This is a genomic window from Kribbella steppae (assembly GCF_004342025.1).
GTDB lineage: Bacteria > Actinomycetota > Actinomycetes > Propionibacteriales > Kribbellaceae > Kribbella > Kribbella steppae.
Genome location: NZ_SLWN01000009.1, coordinates 131,507 through 155,679 on the forward strand (window position 1 = coordinate 131,507; position 24,173 = coordinate 155,679).

The 24,173-nt window shown below is 68.3% G+C and carries 19 protein-coding genes; 6 read left to right on the forward strand and 13 right to left on the reverse strand.

The window, feature by feature from the left end:
- Window positions 1–7: 7 nt before the first annotated feature.
- The 6 genes from uvrB to coaE all read right to left on the reverse strand — a co-directional run bounded on the left by uvrB (window position 8) and on the right by coaE (window position 7,027).
- Window positions 8–2,113, reverse strand: a complete 2,106-nt coding sequence (gene uvrB, locus EV652_RS26300; RefSeq protein ID WP_132211909.1) for an excinuclease ABC subunit UvrB — start codon at window positions 2,111–2,113, stop codon at window positions 8–10.
- A gap of 92 nt (window positions 2,114–2,205) precedes the next feature.
- Entirely contained in the window at window positions 2,206–3,027 is an 822-nt protein-coding gene (locus tag EV652_RS26305) for a hypothetical protein (protein ID WP_132211910.1), read from the reverse strand.
- A gap of 34 nt (window positions 3,028–3,061) precedes the next feature.
- Window positions 3,062–3,937, reverse strand: a complete 876-nt coding sequence (locus EV652_RS26310) for a hypothetical protein (RefSeq protein WP_132211911.1) — start codon at window positions 3,935–3,937, stop codon at window positions 3,062–3,064.
- Window positions 3,934–4,992 carry a hypothetical protein gene (locus EV652_RS26315; RefSeq protein WP_132211912.1) on the reverse strand — a complete coding sequence of 353 codons (1,059 nt, stop codon included), beginning with the start codon at window positions 4,990–4,992 and terminating at the stop codon, window positions 3,934–3,936. Before EV652_RS26315 ends, EV652_RS26310 begins: the two co-directional genes overlap by 4 nt.
- Before the next feature lie 76 nt (window positions 4,993–5,068).
- Window positions 5,069–6,205: a PrsW family glutamic-type intramembrane protease gene (locus tag EV652_RS26320; RefSeq protein ID WP_242002019.1), complete on the reverse strand. Its 1,137-nt coding sequence runs from the start codon at window positions 6,203–6,205 to the stop codon at window positions 5,069–5,071.
- 204 nt (window positions 6,206–6,409) lie between these two features.
- A complete protein-coding gene (coaE, locus tag EV652_RS26325) occupies window positions 6,410–7,027 on the reverse strand; it encodes a dephospho-CoA kinase (RefSeq protein ID WP_132211914.1) in 618 nt (205 codons plus the stop codon).
- A 55-nt stretch (window positions 7,028–7,082) separates the two neighbouring features.
- On the opposite strand from coaE, the gene EV652_RS26330 reads away from it, so the two are divergent.
- Window positions 7,083–7,793, forward strand: coding sequence for a hypothetical protein (locus EV652_RS26330; RefSeq protein WP_132211915.1), 711 nt, complete (start codon window positions 7,083–7,085; stop codon window positions 7,791–7,793).
- A gap of 82 nt (window positions 7,794–7,875) precedes the next feature.
- Here EV652_RS26330 and rpsA read toward each other — a convergent pair whose 3' ends face one another.
- Both rpsA and EV652_RS26340 read right to left on the reverse strand, forming a co-directional pair.
- Window positions 7,876–9,354 (reverse strand): 30S ribosomal protein S1, encoded by a 1,479-nt coding sequence (gene rpsA / locus EV652_RS26335; RefSeq protein WP_132211916.1) that lies wholly within the window; start codon window positions 9,352–9,354, stop codon window positions 7,876–7,878.
- Between the two features lie 251 nt (window positions 9,355–9,605).
- Window positions 9,606–10,496 (reverse strand): phosphotransferase family protein, encoded by an 891-nt coding sequence (locus EV652_RS26340; RefSeq protein ID WP_132211917.1) that lies wholly within the window; start codon window positions 10,494–10,496, stop codon window positions 9,606–9,608.
- A 95-nt stretch (window positions 10,497–10,591) separates the two neighbouring features.
- On the opposite strand from EV652_RS26340, the gene EV652_RS26345 reads away from it, so the two are divergent.
- Entirely contained in the window at window positions 10,592–11,344 is a 753-nt protein-coding gene (locus tag EV652_RS26345; RefSeq protein WP_132211918.1) for a MerR family transcriptional regulator, read from the forward strand.
- Window positions 11,345–11,363: 19 nt separating this feature from the next.
- Window positions 11,364–12,155: a class I SAM-dependent methyltransferase gene (locus EV652_RS26350; protein ID WP_132211919.1), complete on the forward strand. Its 792-nt coding sequence runs from the start codon at window positions 11,364–11,366 to the stop codon at window positions 12,153–12,155.
- On the opposite strand, the gene pgfA is transcribed toward EV652_RS26350, so the two are convergent.
- Complete coding sequence (gene pgfA, locus EV652_RS26355) at window positions 12,156–13,223, reverse strand: cell envelope lipid trafficking protein PgfA (RefSeq protein WP_132211920.1); 1,068 nt, start codon at window positions 13,221–13,223, stop codon at window positions 12,156–12,158. It abuts the gene before it with no gap.
- Between the two features lie 110 nt (window positions 13,224–13,333).
- Between pgfA and EV652_RS26360 the strand changes: the two genes are divergently transcribed.
- Both EV652_RS26360 and EV652_RS26365 read left to right on the forward strand, forming a co-directional pair.
- On the forward strand, window positions 13,334–15,097 hold the full coding sequence (locus EV652_RS26360) for a hypothetical protein (protein ID WP_132211921.1): 1,764 nt from the start codon (window positions 13,334–13,336) through the stop codon (window positions 15,095–15,097).
- The gene (locus EV652_RS26365) at window positions 15,094–16,317 is read left to right on the forward strand and encodes an acyltransferase family protein (protein ID WP_132211922.1); all 1,224 of its coding nucleotides are present in this window, start codon (window positions 15,094–15,096) and stop codon (window positions 16,315–16,317) included. Before EV652_RS26360 ends, EV652_RS26365 begins: the two co-directional genes overlap by 4 nt.
- Here EV652_RS26365 and EV652_RS26370 read toward each other — a convergent pair.
- Together EV652_RS26370 and EV652_RS26375 are read right to left on the reverse strand one after the other, a co-directional pair.
- Complete coding sequence (locus tag EV652_RS26370) at window positions 16,206–20,279, reverse strand: alpha-(1->3)-arabinofuranosyltransferase (RefSeq protein WP_242002020.1); 4,074 nt, start codon at window positions 20,277–20,279, stop codon at window positions 16,206–16,208. The two genes, EV652_RS26365 and EV652_RS26370, sit on opposite strands and share 112 nt — an antisense overlap.
- Complete coding sequence (locus tag EV652_RS26375) at window positions 20,276–21,022, reverse strand: class I SAM-dependent methyltransferase (protein ID WP_132211923.1); 747 nt, start codon at window positions 21,020–21,022, stop codon at window positions 20,276–20,278. The genes EV652_RS26370 and EV652_RS26375 overlap by 4 nt, the downstream gene beginning before the upstream one ends.
- Window positions 21,023–21,138: 116 nt before the next feature.
- On the opposite strand from EV652_RS26375, the gene EV652_RS26380 reads away from it, so the two are divergent.
- Window positions 21,139–22,290, forward strand: coding sequence for a glycosyltransferase family 4 protein (locus tag EV652_RS26380; protein WP_242002021.1), 1,152 nt, complete (start codon window positions 21,139–21,141; stop codon window positions 22,288–22,290).
- Here the strand turns inward: EV652_RS26380 and EV652_RS26385 are convergent.
- Both EV652_RS26385 and EV652_RS26390 read right to left on the reverse strand, forming a co-directional pair.
- Window positions 22,275–22,439: a DUF2613 family protein gene (locus tag EV652_RS26385; RefSeq protein WP_132211924.1), complete on the reverse strand. Its 165-nt coding sequence runs from the start codon at window positions 22,437–22,439 to the stop codon at window positions 22,275–22,277. The two genes, EV652_RS26380 and EV652_RS26385, sit on opposite strands and share 16 nt — an antisense overlap.
- A 46-nt stretch (window positions 22,440–22,485) precedes the next feature.
- Entirely contained in the window at window positions 22,486–24,156 is a 1,671-nt protein-coding gene (locus EV652_RS26390; RefSeq protein WP_132211925.1) for an MmpA family trehalose lipid delivery protein, read from the reverse strand.
- Window positions 24,157–24,173 lie beyond the last annotated feature (17 nt).

The window sequence follows — 24,173 nt, forward strand, 5'->3', positions numbered from 1 at the left end:
CCGGCGCCTACTTGGCGCCGGCGGCGGTCATCTGGCGGAGCTCCTTCTTCAGCTCGGAGATCTCGTCGCGGTAGCGGGCCGCGACCTCGAACTGGAGCTCGGCCGCGGCGTTGTGCATCTGGTCGGTGAGCTGCTGGATCAGGTCGGCCAGGTCCGACGACGGCAGGCCGCCGGCCAGCTCCTTCGCCTTCTCGCCGGCCTTCGCCTTACCGCCACCCGGCACCGGTGCCTTGCCGCGCGACTGATTCCGGCCGGAGCCGAGCAGCTCGGCGGTGTCGGCGTCCTCGCGGGCCAGCATGTCGGTGATGTCGGCGATCCGCTTCCGCAGCGGCTGCGGGTCGACGCCGTTCGCCACGTTGTACGCGATCTGCTTCGCACGGCGCCGGTTCGTCTCGTCGATGGCCATTTCCATCGACGGGGTGATCTTGTCGGCGTACATGAACACCTGACCGGACACGTTGCGGGCGGCGCGGCCGATGGTCTGGATCAGCGATCGGCCTGACCGCAGGAAGCCTTCCTTGTCCGCGTCCAGGATCGCGACCAGCGACACCTCTGGCAGGTCGAGACCCTCTCGCAGCAGGTTGATGCCGACCAGGACGTCGTACTCACCCATCCGCAGCTCGCGGAGCAGCTCGACCCGGCGCAGCGTGTCCACCTCGCTGTGCAGGTACCTGGTGCGGATACCCATCTCCAGCAGGTAGTCGGTCAGGTCCTCCGACATCTTCTTGGTCAGCGTCGTGACCAGCACCCGCTCGTTCCGCTCGACCCGGCCCCGGATCTCGTGGATCAGGTCGTCGATCTGGCCCTTCGTCGGCTTCACGATCACCTCGGGGTCGACCAGACCCGTCGGCCGGATGATTTGCTCGACGAAGCCGTCCGACTTGTCCTGCTCGTACTGCCCCGGCGTCGCGGACAGGTACACCGTCTGACCGATCCGCTCCAGGAACTCTTCCCAGCGCAGCGGCCGGTTGTCCATCGCCGACGGCAGCCGGAACCCGTGCTCGACCAGCGTGCGCTTCCGGGACATGTCGCCCTCGTACATCCCGCCGATCTGCGGCACGGTGACGTGCGACTCGTCGATGACCAGCAGGAAGTCCTCGGGGAAGTAGTCCAGCAGGCAGTGCGGCGCCGTCCCCGGCTCACGGCCGTCGGTGTGGCGGGAGTAGTTCTCGATCCCCGAGCAGGTGCCGATCTGGCGCATCATCTCGATGTCGTACGTCGTCCGCATCCGCAGCCGCTGGGCCTCCAGCAACTGTCCGCCGCGCTCGAGCTCAGCCAGCCGCTCGGCCAGCTCCGCCTCGATCGAGGTGATCGCGCGCTCCATCCGCTCCGGCGCGGTCACGTAGTGCGTGGCGGCGCCGATGTAGACCTCGTCCTCCTCGCTGAGCACCTCACCGGTCAGCGGGTGCAGCGTCATCACCCGCTCGATCTCGTCGCCGAAGAACTCCACCCGGACGGCGAGCTCCTGGTACACCGGGAACACCTCGAGCGTGTCGCCACGGACCCGGAACGTGCCGCGGGTGCCGGCCAGGTCGTTGCGCGCGTACTGCACCCCGACCAGCTTGCGGAGCAGGCCGTCGCGGTCCATCTCGGTGCCGACCTTCACGTGGATCATGCGGTTCAGGTACTCGTCCGCGGAGCCCAGGCCATAGATGCAGGAGACGGTCGCGACCACGACCACGTCGCGGCGGGTGAGCAGCGACCAGGTCGCCGAGTGCCGCAGCCGCTCGACCTCCTCGTTGATCGAGGAGTCCTTCTCGATGTAGGTGTCCGTCTGCGGGACGTACGCCTCCGGCTGGTAGTAGTCGTAGTACGAGACGAAGTACTCGACGGCGTTGGCCGGGAAGAAGTGCCGCAGTTCGTTGGCGAACTGGGCGGCGAGGGTCTTGTTCGGCTGCAGGATCAGCATCGGGCGCTGGATCCGCTCGGCCAGCCAGGCGATGGTGGCCGTCTTGCCGGTACCGGTCGCGCCCAGCAGGACGACGTCCTGTTCGCCGGAGTTGATCCGGCGCTCGAGGTCCGCGATCGCGGTCGGCTGGTCGCCGGCCGGGTCGAAGTCGGACACGACCTTGAGCGGCGCGACCATACGCTGAAGATCCGAGACCTGTCTCATGCCCTCCACCGTACGGCCCGCCCCCGACAGTTTCTAAAAACCCCAGGTCAGACCCTGGATTCCCCCGCCTCGCTCCGCTCGGCGGGGGGATGTCAGAAGCTCTTGACCAGGGTGTTGTTCATGAAGATGAGCTCGTTCACGCGCCGCTTGTAGACGGTGGCCTCCAGACCGGCGTCGGTCGCGGTGACCTTGTCGAACTGGTCCTGGTAGGCGGTCACGAAACCCTTGAACGGGATCAGCTTCCCGCTCGAGGTCTTCACGTAGGCGGAGTACGACAGCGCGTAGCAGGCCTTGATCGCCTCGTTCGCGGGCTTGCAGACCACACCCTTGCTGATCCGCACGTTCTTCATGCTGTTCGACTCGACGTCGACCAGGTGCTCGGCGAACCCCTTGGCGTCGTACAACTCGGTCTGCCGGACCCAGTAGTACCCGTCGATCAGGCCACGCCGGTTGAACTGCTGCAGGATGTAGTTCTTCCCGCCCTTGGACTTGTCCCAGTCCGGCAGCCAGCCCTTGGCCGGGGTGAACCAGATCCCGCCGCCCACCTCGACCCCGGTGTCGTTCGGGCCCTTGGTGATCACTGCCTTGGTCGGCGTCGGCGGCGTGTACATGGTGCCGGTCGGGTCCGGGGTATCGGTCGCGACCGGTTCTCCTTCATCACCGCCACCGGTGACCAGCAGGACCACGCCGACCGCGACCAGGACGACGGCCAGGATCGCGCAGCCGATGATGATCAACTGGCTCCGGTTCGACTTCCGCGGCCGCTGCGGCTGCCGCGGTCCGGTGCCCCAGCCGCCGGGGCCGGATCCACCAGGGCCGGATCCACCGGGGCCGGAGGCGCCGGAAGCCGGACCCCAGCCGCCGGACGAGGGGGCGGGTGGCGGTCCCGGGGGCGGCCCGTACTGCTGACTCATAGCTGTTCCTCGTGGTGTGTCTGAGATGTCATCATCAGAGGCTGTCGAGCACTGACTTCTTCATCGTCTCGGCGTCCGCCTCGGCCTTCTGGGCGAAGTCGACCCGGGTCCGGAAGTCCAATGCGGTGGCCACGTTGTCCTTGCGCCGGTACACCTCCACGTAGCCCTGCACCTTCACGTCCTGCCCGTTCTTGTCCTTGGCGGTAGAGGTGTAGCTGATCGCGACGCACTCCTCCAAGACGTCCTTCGGACACGGCAGGTTCCGGGTGTTGCCGAGCTGGGCGATCTCGTTCTCGGTCTCGCCCTCGACGATCGCCAGCAGGTACGCCTGCGCGGTCACGTTCTGCTTCTGCCGGACCCAGAAGAACGCCCGGGCCTCGCCGTTCGGTGCGTAGGTGACGAGTTCCTTGCCCTGCTTCTCCTTCTCCAGCAGGCTCCAGCCCTCGACCGGTACGACGGACACGCCGAAGCCGACCTGGAGCGCGTTGGCCGGCGGCACGTACGACGTCACCGGCGTACTCGCCGTCGGTGCCGGCGACTGGGTCGGCGGCGGCTCGGCGGTGTCGTCGCCACCGGACAGCAGGACGAGCGCGACCGCGACCAGCACGACCACGATCAGCCCGGCACCGATCGGGAGCAGCAGCGGCGGGATCCGCGGACTCTTCTTCTCCGGCGGTGGCCGCCGCAACGACGGCGCCCCCACCTTCTCGCCCCATGCGGAACTCGTCTCCGTGGCCGGACCGGGCCCAGGCGTGTCGGTCCACGGACTGGGCGGAGGTGCTACTTCCTGGTTCCACGGCGACGGCGGCAGCTCCGCTTCCTGCGGAGCCGCCGCGTCGTCGTTGTCCGGTCCGGGCTGGTTGACCCAGGGGTTGCCTGCGCCGGCACCCTTGTCGCGCTTACCGGTCACTGGCTCCTGACCACCGACTTCAGCATCGCCGTCGTGTCCGGCTGGACGGTGGAGATCTTGTCCTTGCGTCCGTACACCCGAATGATCGTGATCACGCCGTCGTTGCGCTCGATCACGCCGACGAACCCGACCACCGGCAAGCTGCCGTTCTGGGTGGACGACACGGCCTGGAAGCTCTGGGTGGTGACGACCTTGACCTCGGTCTTGTCGTTCTCGCCCGGCTTGGTCTCCTTCGGCTGACCCGTCTTGACCTGCGACAGGCCCTTCGTCTCGATCTTCAGCAGTTCCGGCAGCACGGTCGAGGTGGTCTCGCCGTCGGCCTTGAACGCGTTCACCATGAAGTAGGCCTCGCCCTGCTTGAGCAGGTAGACACCGGAGAAGTTGTCCAGGCTCTTGCGGACGTAACCGGGCTGCGGCTTCACGTAGACGCCCTGGGCGACCTCGATGCCCTCGTCGACGTTGCCGGTCGGCTCGGGCGACGGGCTCTCGGTGCTGGTGGTGGTCGGCTCCGGGTTCGGGCCGGCCTGCTCGTCGTCACCGCCGCCGAAGATCAGGGCCAGGACGACACCGATCACGGCGACGACGACGAGCGCACCGCCGGCCATGAACAGGATCTTGTTCCCGCCCTTGCCGCGCGGGGGCTGATCGCCGTACTGACCCCACTGCTGCTGGCCAGCGCCGTACGGCTGCTGCTGTTGTTGCTGGCCCGGGTACCCCTGCTGTTGCGGGTAGCCCTGCTGGCCCGGGTGCTGCTGTTGCTGACCCGGGTACTGCTGCTGGCCCGGGTAAGGCTGTTGCCCCGGCTGCTGGCCCTGGTACGGCGGCTGGCCCGGCTGACCGTAGCCAGGTGGAGCCTGCTGCGGCCGCCCGTACCCGGGCTGCGCCTGCCCAGGGTGCGCCTGCCCAGGCTGCTGCCCGTAACCCGGCTGCCCCTGCGGCTGCCCGTATCCAGGCTGCTGACCCGGCTGGCCCTGGTACGGCGGCTGGCCCGGCTGGCCGCCGTACGGCTGCTGCCCCTGGCCGCCCTGTCCGTATGGCGGTTGCTGGCCACTCATGCACGTCCTCGCTTCGCTCCGGGCGCGCCTGAGGCACAAGTTGCGCTGTGTTTTCTGATGAACTCGCTGCGCTCGCTCATGCCTGCGTCTCTCCAGTCGTCGCCTCGTACCCACCTGCTGCCACCGGTGCTGTCACACCCCGGTCGGACTTCGGCACTGACCGCACCGAGTTGCCGCACGCGGAGCAGAAGTCGGAGTGCGGCAGCAGCGGCATCTCACACCGCGAGCAGAAGGCCAGGTCACCCGACGCGTGGTTGGAACCGCCCCGCGCGGCCGCTTCCAGCGCCGCCTCGAGCAGACCCTTGTGCAGCACGGTGCGGACCCGGATGATCAGCGCGCCGAGCAGCAGCAGACCCCAGACGACGGCGAGGATCGCGCCGATCGTCGAGCCGTGACCGCCGACGAAGCCGAGCAGGTAGACACCACCCTGGAACAGCGCGTTGATCAGGATCGCCTGGATCACGCCGGCCACCCAGCGCGGGGTGAAGCCGTCGTACCCCTCGCCCAGGCCGGAGAACTCGGCGGCTGCGAGGCCGGTCGCCGATCCGTAGATCAGCGGCTTGATGAACCCGTGCAGGACCACGATCGAGATCCACGTACCGGTGCTGCTGCCCGGACCGGCGAAGCCGCCGCTGATCCAGCCCCAGTGCAGCACCAGCGTCTCGAAGCAGGCGAACCCGACACCGGCCACCACGCCGAACGTGAAGCCGTCCATCAGGTCGTCGTACCGCGGCCGGGAGGCCAGGTAGAGCGGGCCGATCTGGCGGATCAGCTCGGACACGACCGGGACCAGCAGGAGCAGGATCAGCAGATCCCGCAGGGCCGGTCCGGCGTCGTTGCCGCCGATCGTGTCGATCGACAGCACGATCTTGTCCGACCAGAGCCAGGTGAAGACCGCGGCCAGTACGCCGGTCAGCACGAACGCCGCGGCGACGACCGGGACCGGCTCGTCCTCCCACAGGTTCACGTCGTACAGGTAGAGGATGTAGACGATCGGAATGGAGAAGGCGGCCACCATGATCGCCACCGGCAGAGCGCCGAGCGCGGCCGTGACGACCGTCAGCAGCAGCGCGACGCCCAGGGCGACCTTGTAGGTATAGGGCTGCCGGCCGGCGCCCTGCGGCATGATCGTCGAGACCAGCCGGAACGACGCCACCGGCTCATCCGGCCTGGCGGCGTACGCCTTCTTCCGCTCGGCGTCCCCGGAGCGCACATCATTGCCACAGTGGTGGCAGAAATGCGATACCTCGGGGACGTCTGAGTTGCAGCGCGGACAGACCACGCCATCCTCCCAACCTCGGACGTCCGGACCGGCGCGGGGCCGCGCCGACGGTGGTGCCGGCCCGGGTCACCCGGGCCGAACCGGGACAGATTCTCGTACAGGCCCGCCCTGGACCCATCATTTACCGCGCAGGGGTCACGGTTTCGTGTCCGGACCGTGCCCTACCCGCTGCTGTAACCCGGCCCACACCTCGCCGATCCGCCGATCCAGGTCGTCGAGCGTGCCGGAGTTGTCCACGACGAGATCGGCCACCGCGAGCCGGTCGTCGCGGGACGCCTGACTGGCGATCCGCTGTTTCGCTTCCGCCTCAGTCATCCCGCGCTGCTTGGTGAGCCGTTCGAGTTGTACGTCGACCGGCGTATCGACGACCAGGACGACGTCGAACCGGTCCGCCTGACCGGTCTCGACCAGCAGCGGGATGTCGTGCACCACGACCGCGTCGGCCGGCGCGGCCGCCTCGATCTCGGCCGCCCGGGCCCGGACCCGCGGATGGATGATCGCCTCCAGCGTGCGCCGGGCAGCCTCGTCACCGAACACGATCCGCCCGACCGCCGGCCGATCCAGCTCACCCTCGGCAGTCAGTACGCCGTCGCCGAACGCCTCGACCACCTCGGCCAGCCCGTCGGTGCCCTTGGCCACCACCTCGCGCGCGAGTACGTCGGAGTCGATCAGCACCGCCCCACGCTCCGCCAGCCGCGACGACACCGCACTCTTCCCGGACCCGATCCCACCGGTCAGTCCCACTCTCAGCACGCCAGCACCCTACTCAGCCCCTCACTCGGACGCGCAGACCGGCCTAGCATGGAACATGGAGTGGATGCTGCTGGTACTCGGCGGCGGTTGCGCGGCCGCTGCCGGACGGTACGTGTGGTTCCGGCGGGCGGCGCGGCGCCGGACTGCTCTCGAGCTGGAACACATCCGGCGGACGGCCGAAGCGGACGCGATCCACTTCGGCGAGGAGTTGGCGCGATTCGGCGAGTCTCCGGCCGCGCGCGACCTCGACGCCGAGACACGGCACGACTACCAGACCGCCCTCGACGCCTACGAATCCGCCAAACGCGCCGTCGATTACCTGCGGTCGGCCGAGTCGGTGCGGGTCGTCGTCGACACCCTCACCTCGGGCCGGTACGCGCTGGCGTGCGTTCGTGCCCGGGTCGCCGGCCGGCCACTCCCCGAGCGCCGTACGCCCTGCTTCTTCAACCCGCAACACGGGCCGTCGACCACCGAAGTCGTCTGGACTCCGCGCAACGGGCCGACGCGCCGAGTGTCCGCATGCGCCCAGGACGCCGCCCGGATCCGCGCCGGCGAGGACGCACCGGTGTACCTGGTCCGGTACGGCGAACAGCAGATCCCGCTCTGGGAACCGGGTGCGCCGATCGAGCCGTACCGGATCAGCTTCTTCGCCTCCAGTGGTGCCCGTGCCCAGGTGATCGGGCTGAGGTCGGAGCTGATGGGTGAAGGCGGCGGCACTTGGGGCAACGGTCTCGGCGACCCGAAACCGCGCCGCCCCTACGACTGAGGCCGGACGTGCGAGACCCCCGCATCCAGTACGGGGATGCGGGGGCCTCGGGCCTATCGGTCAAGCAGAGCCTGGGTCAGGGTCAGCCCTGGCCGGTCAGCTTCTCGCGGAGCGCCTGCAGCGCCTCGTCGGAAGCGAGCGCACCCTCGACGGGAGCGTCGTCCTTCGGAGCCGCGGCAGAGGAGTACGTCGACGCCTCGCCGGCCTCGACGTCCGCCGTCTTGGCGTCCTCGATCTGCTTCTTGTGGGCCTCCCAGCGCGCGTGGGCCTCGGCGTACTGCCGCTCCCACTCCTCACGCTGCTTGTCGAAGCCCTCGAGCCACTCGCCGGTCTCCGGGTCGAAGCCCTCGGGGTAGACGTAGTTGCCCTGGTCGTCGTACGTCGCCGCCATGCCGTACAGGGTCGGGTCGAAGTCGTCCGAGACCGGGTCGACACCCTCGTTGGCCTGCTTCAGCGACAGCGAGATCCGGCGCCGCTCCAGGTCGATGTCGATGATCTTGACCATGACGTCGTCGTTGACCTGGACGACCTGCTCCGGGATCTCGACGTGCCGCTCGGCCAGCTCGGAGATGTGCACCAGACCCTCGATGCCTTCCTCCACGCGGACGAACGCACCGAACGGAACCAGCTTGGTGACCTTGCCGGGCACGATCTGGCCCATCTGGTGGGTCCGGGCGAACTGCTGCCACGGGTCTTCCTGGGTCGCCTTCAGCGACAGCGAGACGCGCTCGCGGTCCATGTCGACGTCCAGCACCTCGACGGTGACCTCCTGGCCGACCTCGACCACCTCGGTCGGGTGGTCGATGTGCTTCCAGGACAGCTCGGACACGTGCACCAGACCGTCGACGCCGCCGAGGTCCACGAACGCACCGAAGTTGACGATCGAGGAGACGACACCCTTGCGGATCTGGCCCTTCTGCAGCTGGGTGAGGAAGTTCATCCGCACCTCGGACTGCGTCTGCTCCAGCCACGCCCGGCGGGACAGGACCACATTGTTGCGGTTCTTGTCCAGCTCGATGATCTTGGCCTCGATCTCCTGGCCGACGTACGGCTGAAGGTCGCGGACCCGGCGCATCTCGACGAGCGACGCCGGCAGGAAGCCACGCAGGCCGATGTCGAGGATGAGACCACCCTTGACGACCTCGATGACGGTACCGGTGACGACGCCGTCCTCTTCCTTGATCTTCTCGATCGTGCCCCAGGCCTTCTCGTACTGGGCGCGCTTCTTCGAGAGGATCAGGCGGCCTTCTTTGTCCTCCTTCTGGAGAACCAGGGCCTCGACGTGATCGCCGACGTTGACAACCTCGTTCGGGTCGACGTCGTGCTTGATCGACAGTTCCCGGGAGGGGATGACGCCTTCGGTCTTGTAACCGATGTCGAGCAGGACCTCGTCCCGGTCGACCTTGACGATGGTGCCCTCGACGATGTCACCGTCGTTGAAGTACTTGATGGTCTGATCGATCGCCGCGAGGAAGTCTTCCTCCGACCCGATGTCATTGACCGCTACCTGCGGGGTGCTGCGTACTGCGGGGTCGAGAGGTGCCTCGATGCTGGCCGTCATGTGGTGGGTTGCTCCGTGGACTGGTGGTGTCGTGCGGTCGCGTCATGAACCGTTGGATCGCACCAAACCGCTGGATTGCCTGAAGAGCACAGAATCACCACCGACTGCTGCGAGCACGAGCCTGCTCCGTCCGAGGTCGCGCGGGCCCATAGCGCATCTCACAGAATACGGGTATTGACGAAGGCACGGCAACCCGGGGCACCCGGCCCGCACCGGCTGCCCGCCGAGGTCTCCCGACGTTGCCACTCATCTCAATGTACGACGTCCAGGGCCACTCGGCCCCCGGCAAGGGTGCCGGTGTCCGCCATTCGGGAGACCAGAGCGTGGGCGGCCGCGGCGATCTCGTGCTCGGCCGACCGTGCGGCGAGTTCCAGCAGCGCCCACAGATCCGCCGCCCGGCCGAGGTCCACCAGCGGCTCGCCCAGATCCAGCCCACTCCCCCGGACCACGCTCAGCACGGCGCCGGCCAGCACCGGATCGTCGCAGAACCGGAAAAGGTTTCCCAGATCCGTGTACGGCGACCCGGCGTGGGCGAACTCCCAGTCGATCAACCCGGTGAGCCGCGCGGTGGCCGGGTCGACCAGCAGGTTCTTCGGGTTGAAGTCGCTGTGCACCAGGCAGACCCGGTCGACCCCCTCGGCCTGGACGTCCTCGGCGTACCGGATCACCTGCCCGAAGCCCTCCACCTGCTTCTGGTCGAAGCCGAGGTCACGGCTCTGGAAGAACGCCTCCAGGTCACCGAACCCGAACGGCTCGATCGCCAGGTCACCGTCCCGGAACTCGCCGAAGGTCAGGAACGGCATCCCGCTCAGCCGGACCAGCAACTCCCCCAGCTGCCGCCCGACTGTCCGCCGCTCGTCCTCCCCCGCCGTCTCCAGGAACACCTGCAGGTTGATCCCCGGCAACCGCTCGGTCAGCAGGTACGGCGGATCGTCCGGCGACCCCTCGCGCTTCGCGTCCAGGATCCGCGGCACCGGCAGCAGCCCGTGCACCAGTCGCAGCAGTGCCGCATCCACCGCCGCCCGCCCGGGATCCTTCACATACAACTTCAGTACGGCGTCCTCACCGCCGGCGCTGACCGCATACGTCTGACCGCCGTACCCACCCGTCAGAGGAACAGCACTCGCCGCGAAGTCACTCATGTCGGCGATCCTGCCGCATCACGTCGACAAAAGGGTTTGAAGTTGACGTAACGGCAACATCTACCGTCGAGCTTGTCGACGGAAGGAGCAGCACGATGGCGTGGTCGATCGCGGAGGTGGCCCGGGCGTCCGGTGTCACTTCACGCACTCTGCGGCACTACCACGCCATCGGGTTGTTGGCTCCGGCCCGCACCGCACCCAACGGGCGGCGGTACTACGAGCAGGAGCAGCTGCTGCGGCTGCAGCAGATCCTCCTGTTGCGGGACCTCGGGCTGAGTCTGGAGGTGGTGGCCGACGTCATCGCGCACCGGAGCAGCCAGGACACGATCGAGGTGCTCGCCCGGCACAAGGAGTGGCTGCTGCGTGAGCAGCTACGCCTCGGCCAGTTGGTCCGGACCGTCGACTCCACCATCGAGAACCTGAAGAAAGGAGGAGAGATGTCACCGGAGAAGGTCTTCGAAGGATTCGAGCACAACCCGTACGAGGCCGAGGCCCGCGAGCGCTGGGGTGACGAGGCCGTCGACGCGAGCTACGAGCGGATGCGCGGCTGGACCGAGGCGGACGCCGAGAAGGCCCGCACCGGTCAGGCCCGCGTCCACGAGGGCCTGGCCGCGCTCAAGGCGGAAGGGGTCGACGTGACCGAGCTGAGCGTGCAGGAACTGATCCAGCTGCACTACGAGGTCACCTGCCTGTTCTGGACGCCGACGCGCGAGGCGTACCGCAACCTGGGGCAGATGTACGTCGACGACGAGCGCTTCCGGCAGAACATCGGCAGCGGCGACGACTCGCTTGTCGAGTACCTGCGGGACGCGATGACCGTGTACGCCGAGAACAGGCTGAGCGAGTAGCGCTGGATAAGGTGACCGGGTGGTCGAGCCGCGGAGGGTTGAGCTGACCGAGGCTCAGACGTCACGTGCCAGCCGGACGTACTGGGACTCGGCGGCCGAGGAGTATCTGTCCGAGCACGGCGACTTCCTCGGCGACGACCGGTTCATCTGGTCTCCCGAAGGGGTCGACGAGGAAACCACCAAGCTGCTCGGACCTGTCCGCGGCAAACGCATCCTCGAGGTCGGCTGCGGCGGCGCCCAGTGCTCGCGCTGGCTGGCGGGCCAGGGCGCCGACGTGGTCGCCTTCGACATCTCGGTCGAGCAGCTCCGGATCGCCCGGCAACTCGATCAGCGCACCGGCACCGCCGTACGCACGGTCGCCGCCGACGTGACGGCCTTGCCCTACAGAGATGTCACGTTCGACATCGTCTGCTCGGCCTTCGGCGCACTGCCGTTCGTGGCCGAGGCCGAGACCGCGCTGCGCGAGATCGCCCGGACCCTGAAGCCGGGCGGGCTGCTGGTGTTCTCGGTCAGCCACCCGTTCCGCTGGACCATGCCGGACGACCCGACCCCGGCCGGTCTGCATATCACCCATTCGTACTTCGACCGGACGCCGTACGTGGAAGTCGACGGCGCCGGTACGCCGGTCTACGCCGAGCACCACCGGACGACCGGCGACTGGATCCGCGCGCTCACCGCTGCCGGGTTCGTGGTGGACGACCTGCTCGAACCCGAGTGGCCGGCCGGGCACGAGCTAGTCTGGGGTGGGTGGGGACCGGACCGCGGCCGCCTGATCCCAGGCACCGCGATCTGGTCCGCCCACAAGAGCTGATCAGGTACGAGGACGCCACTGCCGGAAGCCGACGAAGCCGAACAGGAGCAGTCCGACGACCAGTGCGCCGAGCGGCACCCAGAAGCCGATCAGGTTCAGCTGGGCCGCCTTCGACTGGTAGCCGCCCTCGGCCACGCCGTTCTCGGTCGCACCCTTCACGTTCTTCGTCACGGTCGCGTCGTCGTACGCGATGGTGACCTGGGTCGCGGTCAGCTTGTCCTCGCCGTTGTAGGCGATGGTGGCGTGCTGCTTCTCCTGGCCCTTGATGATCGCGCCGGTGATCGGCTCGATCCACAGGGTCCGGGTGTTCTTGTACGTGCGCTGCACCTCGACCGCGTCCCGGCCCGGCTCGTCGACCAGCGGGCCCGGCACCATCAGCGGCTTGGCCAACGGCACCTCCTGCTTCGGCACCTCCTGCTCGAAGACGTAGACCTTGAGACCCTCGACCGTGGCCTCTTCCTTGAACTGGATCGGGAACGCCTTGCGCAGCGTGCTGTCCCAGAAGTCGTACGTCTTCTTCTCGGTGCCGAACGGGAACTTCAGCACCAGGCCCTCGTGCCCCTTGAACAACGGGCTGTTCTGGTCGGGCTTGAGCCGGTCGGTCTTCTCCAGCGTGGTGGCGATGTACTCGCCGCTGTTGTCGTCACCCGACGGGTTCCAGCGCACCGCCTCACCGGTGTGGGCGTCCAGGACGACGCGCTCCTGGACGAAGCTCAGCGGCATCTCGTCGGTCTTCGACGCGTCGTCGGGGAACTGGTAGTTCTTCGAGTCGTCGGTGACCACGGCCGTGTCGAACACCACGACCTTGCGGTCCAGCGCCTCGCTGATCTTGTCGGCCGCGGCCACGTCGCCGCGGACGGTACGGCGTGCCTCCAGCTCGACGCCACTCTTCTCCTTCAGCTCCGCGATGCTGAAGATGGTCGCGTCCGGCCCCGCCGACACCGTATGCGCGATCTGGTCCGCCGGCGCCACCGCCAGCGTCGGATACGCGTAGAACCTGGCCAGCGCCGCAACGCCGACGAAGAACACCCCGAGCCCGATCATCAGTGCTCGACTGCGATTCCCCACAACATCCCCTCCCGGTCTGTCCGCGGGACGCTACCAGCGGGTAGCCACCTTGAACAGACGCCGGAACAACAAACTTCGCCGGTGTCCGAACTGTCATATAGTCGCGCCGCATGAGGGGGATCCCCGGGTTGGCGACGGCACCCGATTCATCGGTGCTCCGCGGTGTCGTGGTGGCGATCGCGGTGCTGCAGGCCGCCGTACTCGGGCTGCTCGCGCGCCGGGGTTCCTGGCTGACCGACGACCTCGACTTCCTGGTCCAGGGCGGCCGCGGGTTCGCGTCGGCCGAACTGCTCACGCCGGTCAACGACCACATCGCGCCGGGGTTGCGGTTCGTCTACGCGGTCTTCGCCGAGGTGGCGCCGCTGAACCACGACTTCACCGTCGCCTGGCGGGTCGTGATGCAGGCCGTCGCGATCTTCCTGATGGGCCACCTGCTGGTGCGCCTGCTCGGCTCGAGCTGGTGGGTCGTCGCCGGGACATTGTTCTACGCGCTCACCCCGCTCAGCATGCCGTCGTTCATGTCGCTGTCGAGTGGTGTGAACAACCTGTCCGCGCACGTCTTCGGCTTGCTGTTGCTGCACGCAACCATCGACTGGTACGACGGACATCGCCGCCGAGCCATCGCCTACGGCCCGTTGGCACTGCTCGTCTCCCTTGCGTGCTGGGAGAAATCAGCCCTGATCCTGTGCACGGCCGTCGCGCTCGCTCTCTACCTGCGCGATGAGCCGTTCCGCGTCTGGCTCCGTCGGACCTGGCCGTACGCCGCTGCCCTGACCGCCGCCGTCGTTGCCTTCGGCACCCTCTACCTGACCCATGGCAACCCGTCCCAGGGCCGGCTCCCGACCGGGGAACTGATGGGGCTGATCGTGCGCGGCTTCCGGGTGCCGTTGTCCGCCCTGGCCGGTGGCCCCTGGTCCTGGGCCGACACCGGGCAGCCGCTGAGCTTCGCCGCACCTGGCATCGCTGAACTCGTGGTCGGTGGACTGGTGGCCGGCGTGCTTCTATTGGCGGCCTGGCGACGGGACCGGCGAGTGCTCCTGCTGTGGGCCGCCGTGGTGGCCTACGTCCTCGTCACCGTAGTGCTCGTGTCCTATGGACGCTTCTCGACGTTCGGGACTGTCTTCACCGTGCACTACCACTATTGGTCCGATCTCTCGATCCCGTTGACGTTGGCCGCGGTCCTGTCGGCCCGGACACTGCGAATGCGACCGGTGGTGAGCGTTGCGGCGATCGGAGGTCTGGTCGCCGCAGTGGTGGTGTCGGACGCCGGGTTCGCCAAGGAGTGGGCGAACAACCCGGCGAAGGCGTACTTCGCCAACGTCACTGCAGAGCTGGACCGAGCCGGACCCAACGTGAACCTCTGGGACACGGCCATGCCGCAGCCGATCGGCACTGCTCTCATGACCGACTCCCGGTTGTCCCCGGTGCTGCGGATGGCGGGGATTCCGTTCCAGTTGCAGGCACCGGGCAGCGAGCCGTTGCGGGTCGACGAGACGGGCAAGCTCCGGCCCTCGCCGCTGGCGGTGTGGTCGCGTGGTGAGCCGGCGTCCAGGAGCAACCCCTTCTGCAACCTGCTGCTCCGCGGCACCGGGCCGCTGACCGTACCGCTGAAGTCGACGGAGCCCGAGTTCGCGGCCGCCGAGTGGTTCGTCAAGGCGGCGTACTTCTCCGACCGGGAGAACCAGGTGACGATCGAACTCGTCGACGCCGACGGCAACGTCACCCCATTGCCCGCCGCCAGGTGGCCCGCCGGAGTCGGCACCATGTACCTCGGCCCGTCGCGGCGCATCACCGCCACCGAGGTTCGGCTACGCTCCTCCGATCCCGCGACGAACCTGTGCGTGGAGAACCTCGAGATCGGATTGCCGCTGTGACACGGACCAGATTCCCGGCGTTGGACGGGCTGCGCGCGATCGGGGCGCTCGCGGTGCTGACCACGCATGTCGGGTTTCACAGCGGTGAGTCACTGAACGGCCCGTTCGCCGGCCTGCTCGCCCGGCTCGACGTCGGCGTCGCGATCTTCTTCGCGATCTCGGGGTTCCTGCTCTACCGCCCGCACGTGGTCGCGTGGTTCGACGGCACCCTGCCGCCGCTGACCCTGCCGTACCTACGCAACCGCGCGCTGCGGATCCTCCCCGCGCTCTGGGTCGCCGTCGTGCTTGCCGCCCTCCTGGTGCCGCACAAGGACAGCATCACCTGGGCGACGTACCTGCAACACGCCACACTCACCCAGATCTACTTCGACGGCCTGGCAGCGGACGGGCTCACGCAGCTGTGGAGTCTCGCGACTGAGGTCGCGTTCTATCTGCTGCTGCCGGTGCTGGCGAAACTGCTGACCGGGTACGAGCGTCCGACCCGACGCAGTGTGCGCTGGCGGCTCGTCGTACTGGGTGCGTTCACCCTGCTCGGTCCGGCGTGGATGGCCGGCGCCAACGCGACGGACCACGCCCGTGCGGGGCTCTGGCTTCCCGGGTACGTCGGCTGGTTCGCGGTCGGCATGGGGTTCGCACTGTGGCAGGTGGCGCGTAGCAGCGAGAGGCTCGGGCCGTCGGCGCTGGACACGCTGACCAAGATCCCCGGCACGGTGTGGGGTGTAGCTGTAGTGCTGCTGGTCATCGCCGCGAGTCCGGTGGCCGGTCCGTACAACCTGTCGACCCCCACACCCGGCCAGGCCTTCGTGAAGAGCCTCTTGTACACAGGTATCGCCGCCTGCGTGCTGTTCCCGGCTCTGAACCCGACAGCACGTTCTGCCCGAGTCCTCGGCGGCAAGGTCGGTCACATCGCCGGTGACATCTCGTACGGCGTTTTCGCGTACCACGTGATCGTGTTGGGCGTCGTCGAGCAGGTCAGCGGGTACACGCTGTTCAGCGGCCGGTTCGCGCTGCTGTTCTTCCCGACGCTGGTGGTCTCGGCCGCTGTCGCGGCTGCCAGCTACTACGGGATGGAGCGGCCGATCATGCGGCTCGGCCGACGCGACAAGGGCTACGACGTCTCACCGGTCGGCCGGGACAGCAGCACGAGTGCACAGCCGAACAAGATCGACGCCTGGACCACTCCGGAAGTCAGCCCCGCTCCCCCGTCCGGCCAGGGCTGAACCGCCGCGATCAACGTTCCGACCGCCACCACACCGGCAGCCACCGCGATCACCAAGCGGCCGGACAGGAACCACGTGCACGCTGCCGCGATCGCCACGGCCACCAAGCCGATCCAGCCGGACATGAACGCACCTGCGGCAAGGCCGAGTCCTACAGCCACCCACTGGCCGATGTAACGACCTTCGCGCAGCCGGTGCCCCGAGTGCCTCGACCGGCGCCGGAAGAACACGGCCATCGCGATCACCGCGAGCAGAGCGAGCAGACCGACCAGCAACCCGGCCCGGTAGATGCGATCGGGCATGAACCGCGCTGTGACCACCTGCTCGGTCCCCTCCGGCAACACCCACCCCTGCTGCCAGCCACCGATCCGGATCGGGGTCAGCTTGCGCCCACTGCCGTCGTACGCCTCCCAGCCCTCGTTGTAGTTCTGCGCGATGGTGAGCACCGACTGCTCTTCCGCGGCCGGCACCTCGACAGTCAGCTCGGCAGCGTTGGGGCGCCACACCTCCCCGGACCGCACCGGCGTCTTCGACACGTTGCCGAAGCCGGCCTTGGTCCACGTCGCCTCGACCGGTACGAAGCCGCCACCAGCCAGGACATCGATGTTGTGCCGCCCGGCTTGTACAGCGACCGTGCTGTCCTTCCCGCACGTCGTGAACGTCACCGGCCGCCGTTGCAGCAGGTCCCGCACAGTCGCCTTCACCTGAGTGTCCGCAGGTACGCCGTCCAACCGCACGCCGGGGCCGTAGCCGCAGAACGAACCAGTCTGGCCGTCCAGGTGGAGTGCCTTGCGCAGATCGTCGGCGCCCAACACCCGTACCTCTGCCACGCCGACCGGAGCGTTCCGGGCGAAGCCGGTCGCGGAGTCGAAGTCGACCAACGCTCTGGTACTGGTGAAGTCCAACTCGATCGTGCGTGCCGCCCGGGCCGCGAATCGGACGTAGCCCTCTGGATCGATCGTGCTCGCGGCCGGTGGGCCGCCGTCGATCCGGAGTGTCACCTCGGTCGGCTGCGACGCGGTCAGGTACGGGTCGGTGAGGAACTGCAGCCCGCTGACCATCCTTGCCCTCGGCAACCTCAGGGTCAGGGTCGGGCGACCGTCGGAGGGGTCCGCGACCCAGCCGGTGCCCAGATCACGATCCACCGCGGCACCCGGGCGGCCCTCCGGAGCCGTGACGGCGCGCGACGAGGCAGCGGCCGTGATCGCGCCCGGAACGGTCAGTAGACCTTCCAGCTCGGCACCGTCCTTGGGCAGCGCGGTCCCGTGCAGCCGGTACGACGCGGTCTTCGGCAGCTCCACACTGCGATGAAGCCCAGTGGGCTCCTCGGAGTCCTTGGCGACGTTCTGCCGGCACAGTGGCCGCGTGTCCACGTGCAGGCAGGCAGAGCGGCCGATCTGCTGGTTCCTGAACACCAGTGCGCTCGGCAGACGAGCCTCCGCCGGCACAGTCAGGCGGCTGACCGCCAGCATCCCCGGCAGGCTTACCTCGGCGATGGACACGCCGTTCGGGTTCTTGCCGTCGGTGATGCCGACGCTGAGCCGCAGCCGTTGCGTCTTGCCCGGTGGTGCCGGGATGTTCTGCGGTTCGATCGACCCCGACACCACAGAGGTCAGCGATCCCGCGTCAGTCTCCACCTGCAGCGTCCGGACCGGCTCGGTCGTCGGAGATGCCAGCGAGAACTGGACCTTCAGTCCCTCGACAGACCGCGGCTCGGCGAAGGTCAGCTCCAGCCATTCACCACTACTCCGCCCGAAGGTGCCGGAGATCCAGCGACTCGACGGATCGCCGTCGACCGCCGCGAACGGCCCATTGCCGGGCCCGGTCCGCAGGGTCGCGTCCGCATCCGCTGCCGACGACGAGGCCCGTACGTCGACGATGCCGCCACCCCACGTCCGCGTCGTACTCGGTGCAGCCGGGCTGACGTCGTACCCGAGGGCGCGGCGGCCTAGCCGGCTTGGCTCCGTTGCGGTGAGGACAGGCGAGTAGTTCTCGGCCGAGCGTCCGACGGACACCTCACGGCGTTGCTGGCCGTCGGTCTGGATCAGTGGCAGTCCGCTGAGCTTTCCGGCCGCGTCTGACGTGGTCACGGCGTCCCGGTCACCGCCCAGTGCGGTCAAAGCGGCTGGCACGTCTTCGGCGGCTCCACGGACCTCTACGAGCTGCGACTGCGGGATCAGCCGGGCCGGACTCGTGTCGCCGACGTCGTAGATCTCCACGCTCGGGTACGGCAACCGGGTGCGTCCGTCGAGCGTCACCCCAGGCTGCTCGATGGTGCTGCCGGTGGCCGGTCCGAAGTAGGCGACGCGCTCGATGCCCGACTCGGCCAGGCTCTCGTGGACTGCCAGCGACGGCGTCACCTGTGCGTCGTGCCGGAGGTCGTTGCGCACCACGACGTACCTGACTCCTGCGCGAGCGAATGCCTGCCGGACTGTCTGGTCGCCGACACCTGTGCCGAGTCGACGCTCCACCTCGTCCAGCCACCGCGTCGTACCAGCGGACCCCAGCGGTACGGCGTCCCGCACGGCCATGGGTCGTTTCAGCAACGCCTGGAACGGCTCGTCCTTGGTGGAGCCCCAGGTGAAGTCCGCGAACGATGCGGCCGGTACGACGAGGACACTGCCGCTCGTCGTCTGGCTGTCGAGCCAGGTCGCGGCCTCACGCCAGTGCGCGGGCATGGCGTCGTACCCCTCACGTCTGGGCAGCTGTCCGAAGATGGCTGGCGTTGCCACCGAGACGATCAGACAGGCGACCAGCACGGGGACGACCCGGCGATGGAGACCACGAGACGTCGCCAACACGGTCAGCTTGCTCATTGCGTGTGCTGCCGCGAGGGCGAGCGGCAGCCGGACGACGAGCTCGAACTTGTGGGTGTTGCGCAGTGCGGCGAGCGGTCCGTCGAGCAGGCCCTGGAGCTGCGACGCAAGTGGTGAGCCAGCCGCACCAGCATGGCCGAGTGTCACCAGCAGGAGTCCCACCACCAGCGAGAGCTGCAGGAACCCGCGGTGCTTGAGCGACCCCATCGCCAGGCCGACCAGGCCCAGCAATGCAATGACGCCGGTCGTGAGGATCAGCATCGGCTGGGTCACGTAGAGCCAACCGGCAGGCCAGCTCGGTCCGTCAGCGCCGGACAGGAAGTTGAGCCACTGCGACGTACCGCGGAACGACTCGAACACGCTCGCCATGCCGGTGGTGACGGCGGCGTCCTCGATCCAGTCCAGGAACGGTGGGCTGTAGCGGCCGAGCAGCATCAGCGGGACGAGCCACCAGACCGACACGGCGACCACGCAGCCCAGCCAGCCGACCGCCACCTTCAGCGTCGACCGGTCCAGCCGTCGGGTGATCAACCAGAGCGCAGGGAGTACGAGCGTCGCACCTGTGGCGACCGCGTTGACTCCCCCGACCAGCGCGAACGCCACGGCCGACCAGCCGACCCGCCACCAGCCCGAGCGCGCCCGCGGTGTCACGAGTGGCAAGAGCACCCACGGAGCCATCGCCATCGGCCACACCTCGACCGAGGTGATCGACACCTCGCCAAGCATGCGTGGGCTGAGCGCGTACAGCAGTGCCGCAGCAAAGCGGGTCCAGGGCACTCCATAGTCGAAGGCGTTGCACAGCTTCCAGACACCGAGGAAGGCAACGCACAGCACCACCGACCACCACAGGCGCTGCGTCACCCAGTCGGGCACCGACAGCGCGTCCAGCAGCCAGTGGAACGGGCCCATCGGGAGCAGGTAGCCGTACGCCTGGTTCTGCAGCTGCCCGAAGGCTCCCTGCGGATCCCACAGGTGCAGCGAGCGGGCGAGGAAGCCGCCCGGTCCCGCGGTGAGGTCGAGCTTGGTGTCCGGGACGATCTTGCCCGGTGCCTGGTGGAAGCACAGGGCGATCAGGACCAGGCAGCCCAGCACGAGCCGCGCCCGCCAGACCACCTGTTCCGTGCTTCCTGCTTTCAGCCTCCTCATCGCCGCCGCAGCACCAGGACGAGGTTCCAGGTCACGACTTCCCGCACCCCGGGCAGCGCGAGTACGCCGTACGACCAGCGCGGGTGGTACCTCGGCACAGCGGCGACCAGGTCCGCGTCCGGGCAGGAGCGAGCCCAGCGCAGTCCGCCGGCGACAGTGATCGGGAAGAGCGACTCACCGAACCGATTCTTCGGCGGGTGGCCTTGCAGGCGCTCGTACCGACGCGCCGCTCGGTGTCCACCGAGGTAGTGCCACGGAGCGGTCTCATGGCCGCCGTGTGGACCCCACCAGCCGGTGTACGACAGGAACACGGTGCCGCCCGGCCTGGTGACCCGGACCAGCTCGTCGGCCATCAGCCACGGGTCGGGCACATGCTCCAGCACGTTGGACGAGAAGCAGATGTCGACGGAGGCGTCCGCCACGGGCAACGCCATGCCGCTGCCGAGCACGGTACCCGGGAGAGGCTCACCACGGCCACTCAGCTCACCCAGGTCGGAGTCGATCGCGTAGTACGTCGCTCCGGCCTGCCGGAACGCGTCCGCGAAGTACCCGGGACCACCGCCGACGTCCAGCATCACCGCACCACGCAGGTCGGCGTACTGCTCGAGCTGACCGACCGAGTCTGCAGCAAGCGTTTCGTAGAAGTGATCCGGGTCCGACTGCTCGACCCCGAACGCCCGGAACAGCCGGACGGCACGACCGAGGTCGGCTGTCCACACGCTGTTCGATGTGGGGTTCGTCATCACTGGCACAGGCGGGACATTAACGGATCTTGCGAGCTCTGGCGGACATCGTTACTCCTTGGTAACGTCCCCGCCCATTACCTCGGGGGAGGTTACCGGAGGGTGGGGCTCACAAGGTGCGTGCTCAGAGCGTGCTGTTGCTGAACTGGCGGGACACGACGAACCCTGAGGGCGGAGGCTCTGAGCGGTATGTGGAGGAGGTGGCGAGAGGCCTTGCGGCGCTGGGTTGGCGAGTGACCGTGCTGTGCGCGGCCTACCCGGGCAGTCCGCGAGAAGCACGTCGCTACGACGTGCGATACCTGTACCGCGGCACCAAGGTCACGGTGTACCTCCGTGGCCTGCTGCACACGTGGCTGCGCCGTCCCGACCACGTGATCGACGTGCAGAACGGTCTCCCATTCTTTACTCGCCTCGTACGTCGTACCGGCGTCGTCGTCCTCGTGCATCACGTGCACGAGGAGCAGTGGCAGGTGGTGTACCCGGGCTGGCGCGGCCGGCTGGGCTGGTGGCTCGAGTCGCGGGTCGCACCACGGCTGTACGACGACTGCCGCTACGTGACCGTGTCGTCGGCCTCACGCGATGAACTGCTGAGCCTTGGCGTGAAGAGCATCGACGTGATCCACAACGGGACCGACCCGGCACTGCCGCGGCAACGGCCTCAGTCGCCGGTGCCGACCGTGGTGTGCGTCGGCCGGATCGTGCCGCACAAGCAGGTCGAGCACGCCGTCGACGCGATCGCAGCGGCCCGCAAGGTGCTGCCCGACGCGCGACTGGTCGTTGTCGGCTCCGGCTGGTGGGAGGACTCGTTGCGGACGTACGTCGAGGAGCGCGGGCTGCAGGACGCGGTGGAGTTCCGCGGCCACGTCAGTGAGGGCGACAAGCATGCAGCGTATGACGAGGCGTGGGTGCTGGCGCTGCCGAGCCTCAAGGAGGGCTGGGGACTCGTCGTCGGTGAGGCTGCGGGGCACGGCGTACCGACTGTGGCCTACCGGAGTGCGGGTGGTCCGACAGAGTCCGTGCACGACGGAGTGTCAGGTGTGCTGGTGGACAGCCCGAGTGAGTTCACCACTGCGATCACCGCGTTGCTGCAGGACGTCGAGCTTCGTCGGCGGCTGTCGGCGGGCGCGTCGGCCACCGCGGGCAACTTCACCTGGTGTGCGACCGCGCAGGCCTTCGACCGGCTACTCACCGGAGAGCCGGCCGACGAATCCGTCGACCGGCCCCGTTCAGAGCGGTTGTACCCGCTGCCGTACTACTTCGTGCCGTAGCCGACGATCGGGACGTCGGCCTGTCCCTGGGTCTGGCCGGCCGGCGGCACCGGGTCTTCCTTCACCGACTGCACGACGCCGACGACCGTGGTGGTGGCAACTGCCAGCCCGGCGAATACGGCGATGGCCGCACCGATCAGTGATCCCATGAAGCGTGTCCCCTCCTCGATAAGTGAACCGAAGAGTAACAACCGCTCAGCGACTCCGCCAGACCGTGGAGCGCCGCATCACCAGACCGGCTGCCGCGGCCACCAGCGTCGCTCCGGCAACCACCCACGCGGCCAGTACGACGGCTGTCCGCCAGGGCCGATTCGGTTGCGGCGCGGGCGTTCCGGGCAGCTCGTAAACGCTCACCGACATTCCGGCGTACACCTCGGTCAACCCGGCGATCGAGTCACGCGGCGACGGCCCGCCGGCCCCGCGGTCGAAGACCAGCCAGCCGACGCCCTGCTGCAGCAGCACCGGTGTCGGGTCGGTTCCGCTGCGGATCGCCGTACGGAATGCCGTTGCCACCGTGGCAGCGCGCGGGTCCTCACCGGCCAGGCGGTGGCCGCCCACGATGAGCTCGTCGGGGACGACAGCCGGCTGGTCGAAGTACCGCGGCATCGGATCCAGCACCGGACGGCGGCCGTTCCAGACCGGTGCCCGGTAGGACTCGAACGGCCACGGGATGAACGGCCCGGCCAGCACCTGCTGCGCCCGCGCCCAGTCGGCTGGATAGTGCGACACCTTGAGCCCAGCCCCACCGGCCAGTGCCGGCAGCGCTGCGATCGGCAGCAGTACGGCGGTCGCACCGACAACCCGATGGAGTGGGACATGCTGTAGCAGCACATGGACGGCCACACCGAAGCCGATGGACTGGAGCAGCACCAGTGGTGCGAGATAGCGCTGGCCGTCACGGAAGAGACCGGTACCGGGGACGTTGGCGACGACATCCGCAAAGGCTCCTGGTGCGACCGCGCCGGCCATGCCCACCAATACGGCGATGACAGCTGCCACGACCAGTGCGCCGGCAACGCGGTCCTGCCGCCACCACAGCACTACACCGGCTACGGACATGAGCAGCATGACGAGCGCGAAGATCAGCGGCAGCAGGTCGCCTCTGTTGCCAGGGACAACGTCTGCGTTCCAGGCACCGCCGAGCGTGAGCAGGGTAGGCAGCACTCCCCCATAGCCCTCGTCACGAGCGGCGAAGGCCGTCACCGATGCAGGGTCGACCGTGGATATGCCAGCGTGCACAAGGCCTGCCACCAGCCAGGGAGCGTTCAGCAGCACCGCTCCGCCGAGCGGCCACACCCGACCGCGTCCCGGCCACAGCAGGATGAGACCGCCGACAAGCAATCCGGTGATCCCACCCGACGCAGTCAATGCGCAGCCGGCAGACGCGAGCAGGAACCCTGGCCATCCCGAGCCCTTCCGCAGTCGCAGTGCGGACCGCACCAGCCACGGCAGAGCGGCGTACCCGAGTAGTAGCGCCCACGCGCCCAGGCGGAGACGTTCGGCGACGAACGGGTTCCAGACAAAGAGCGTCACGGCCGCAGCACCCGGTAGCGCGGTTCCGAGTCGTAGCTCTCGCCAGAGGGCGGTCATGCCGAGTCCGGACAGTAGCGGGATGGCCACCAGAACGACCTTGTTCAGGACCTGGCCGCCGACGACCTCGTCCAGTACGGCGACGATCACGTCCGACGGGACCGCTCGTGGCATGGCCGTTGTGACACCGAACAGGTCAAGCCGTACCGTGAGGTCCGGCACGAACACCATGTCGTAGCCGACCACATAGCCTGGAGCGAGCAGCGGAGCAGTGATCAACAGGGTGAGCAGGACAGGCCACAGCCAGGGCAGGACGCGCACGGCACGTTCTGACATGACCACCTCACCACCCC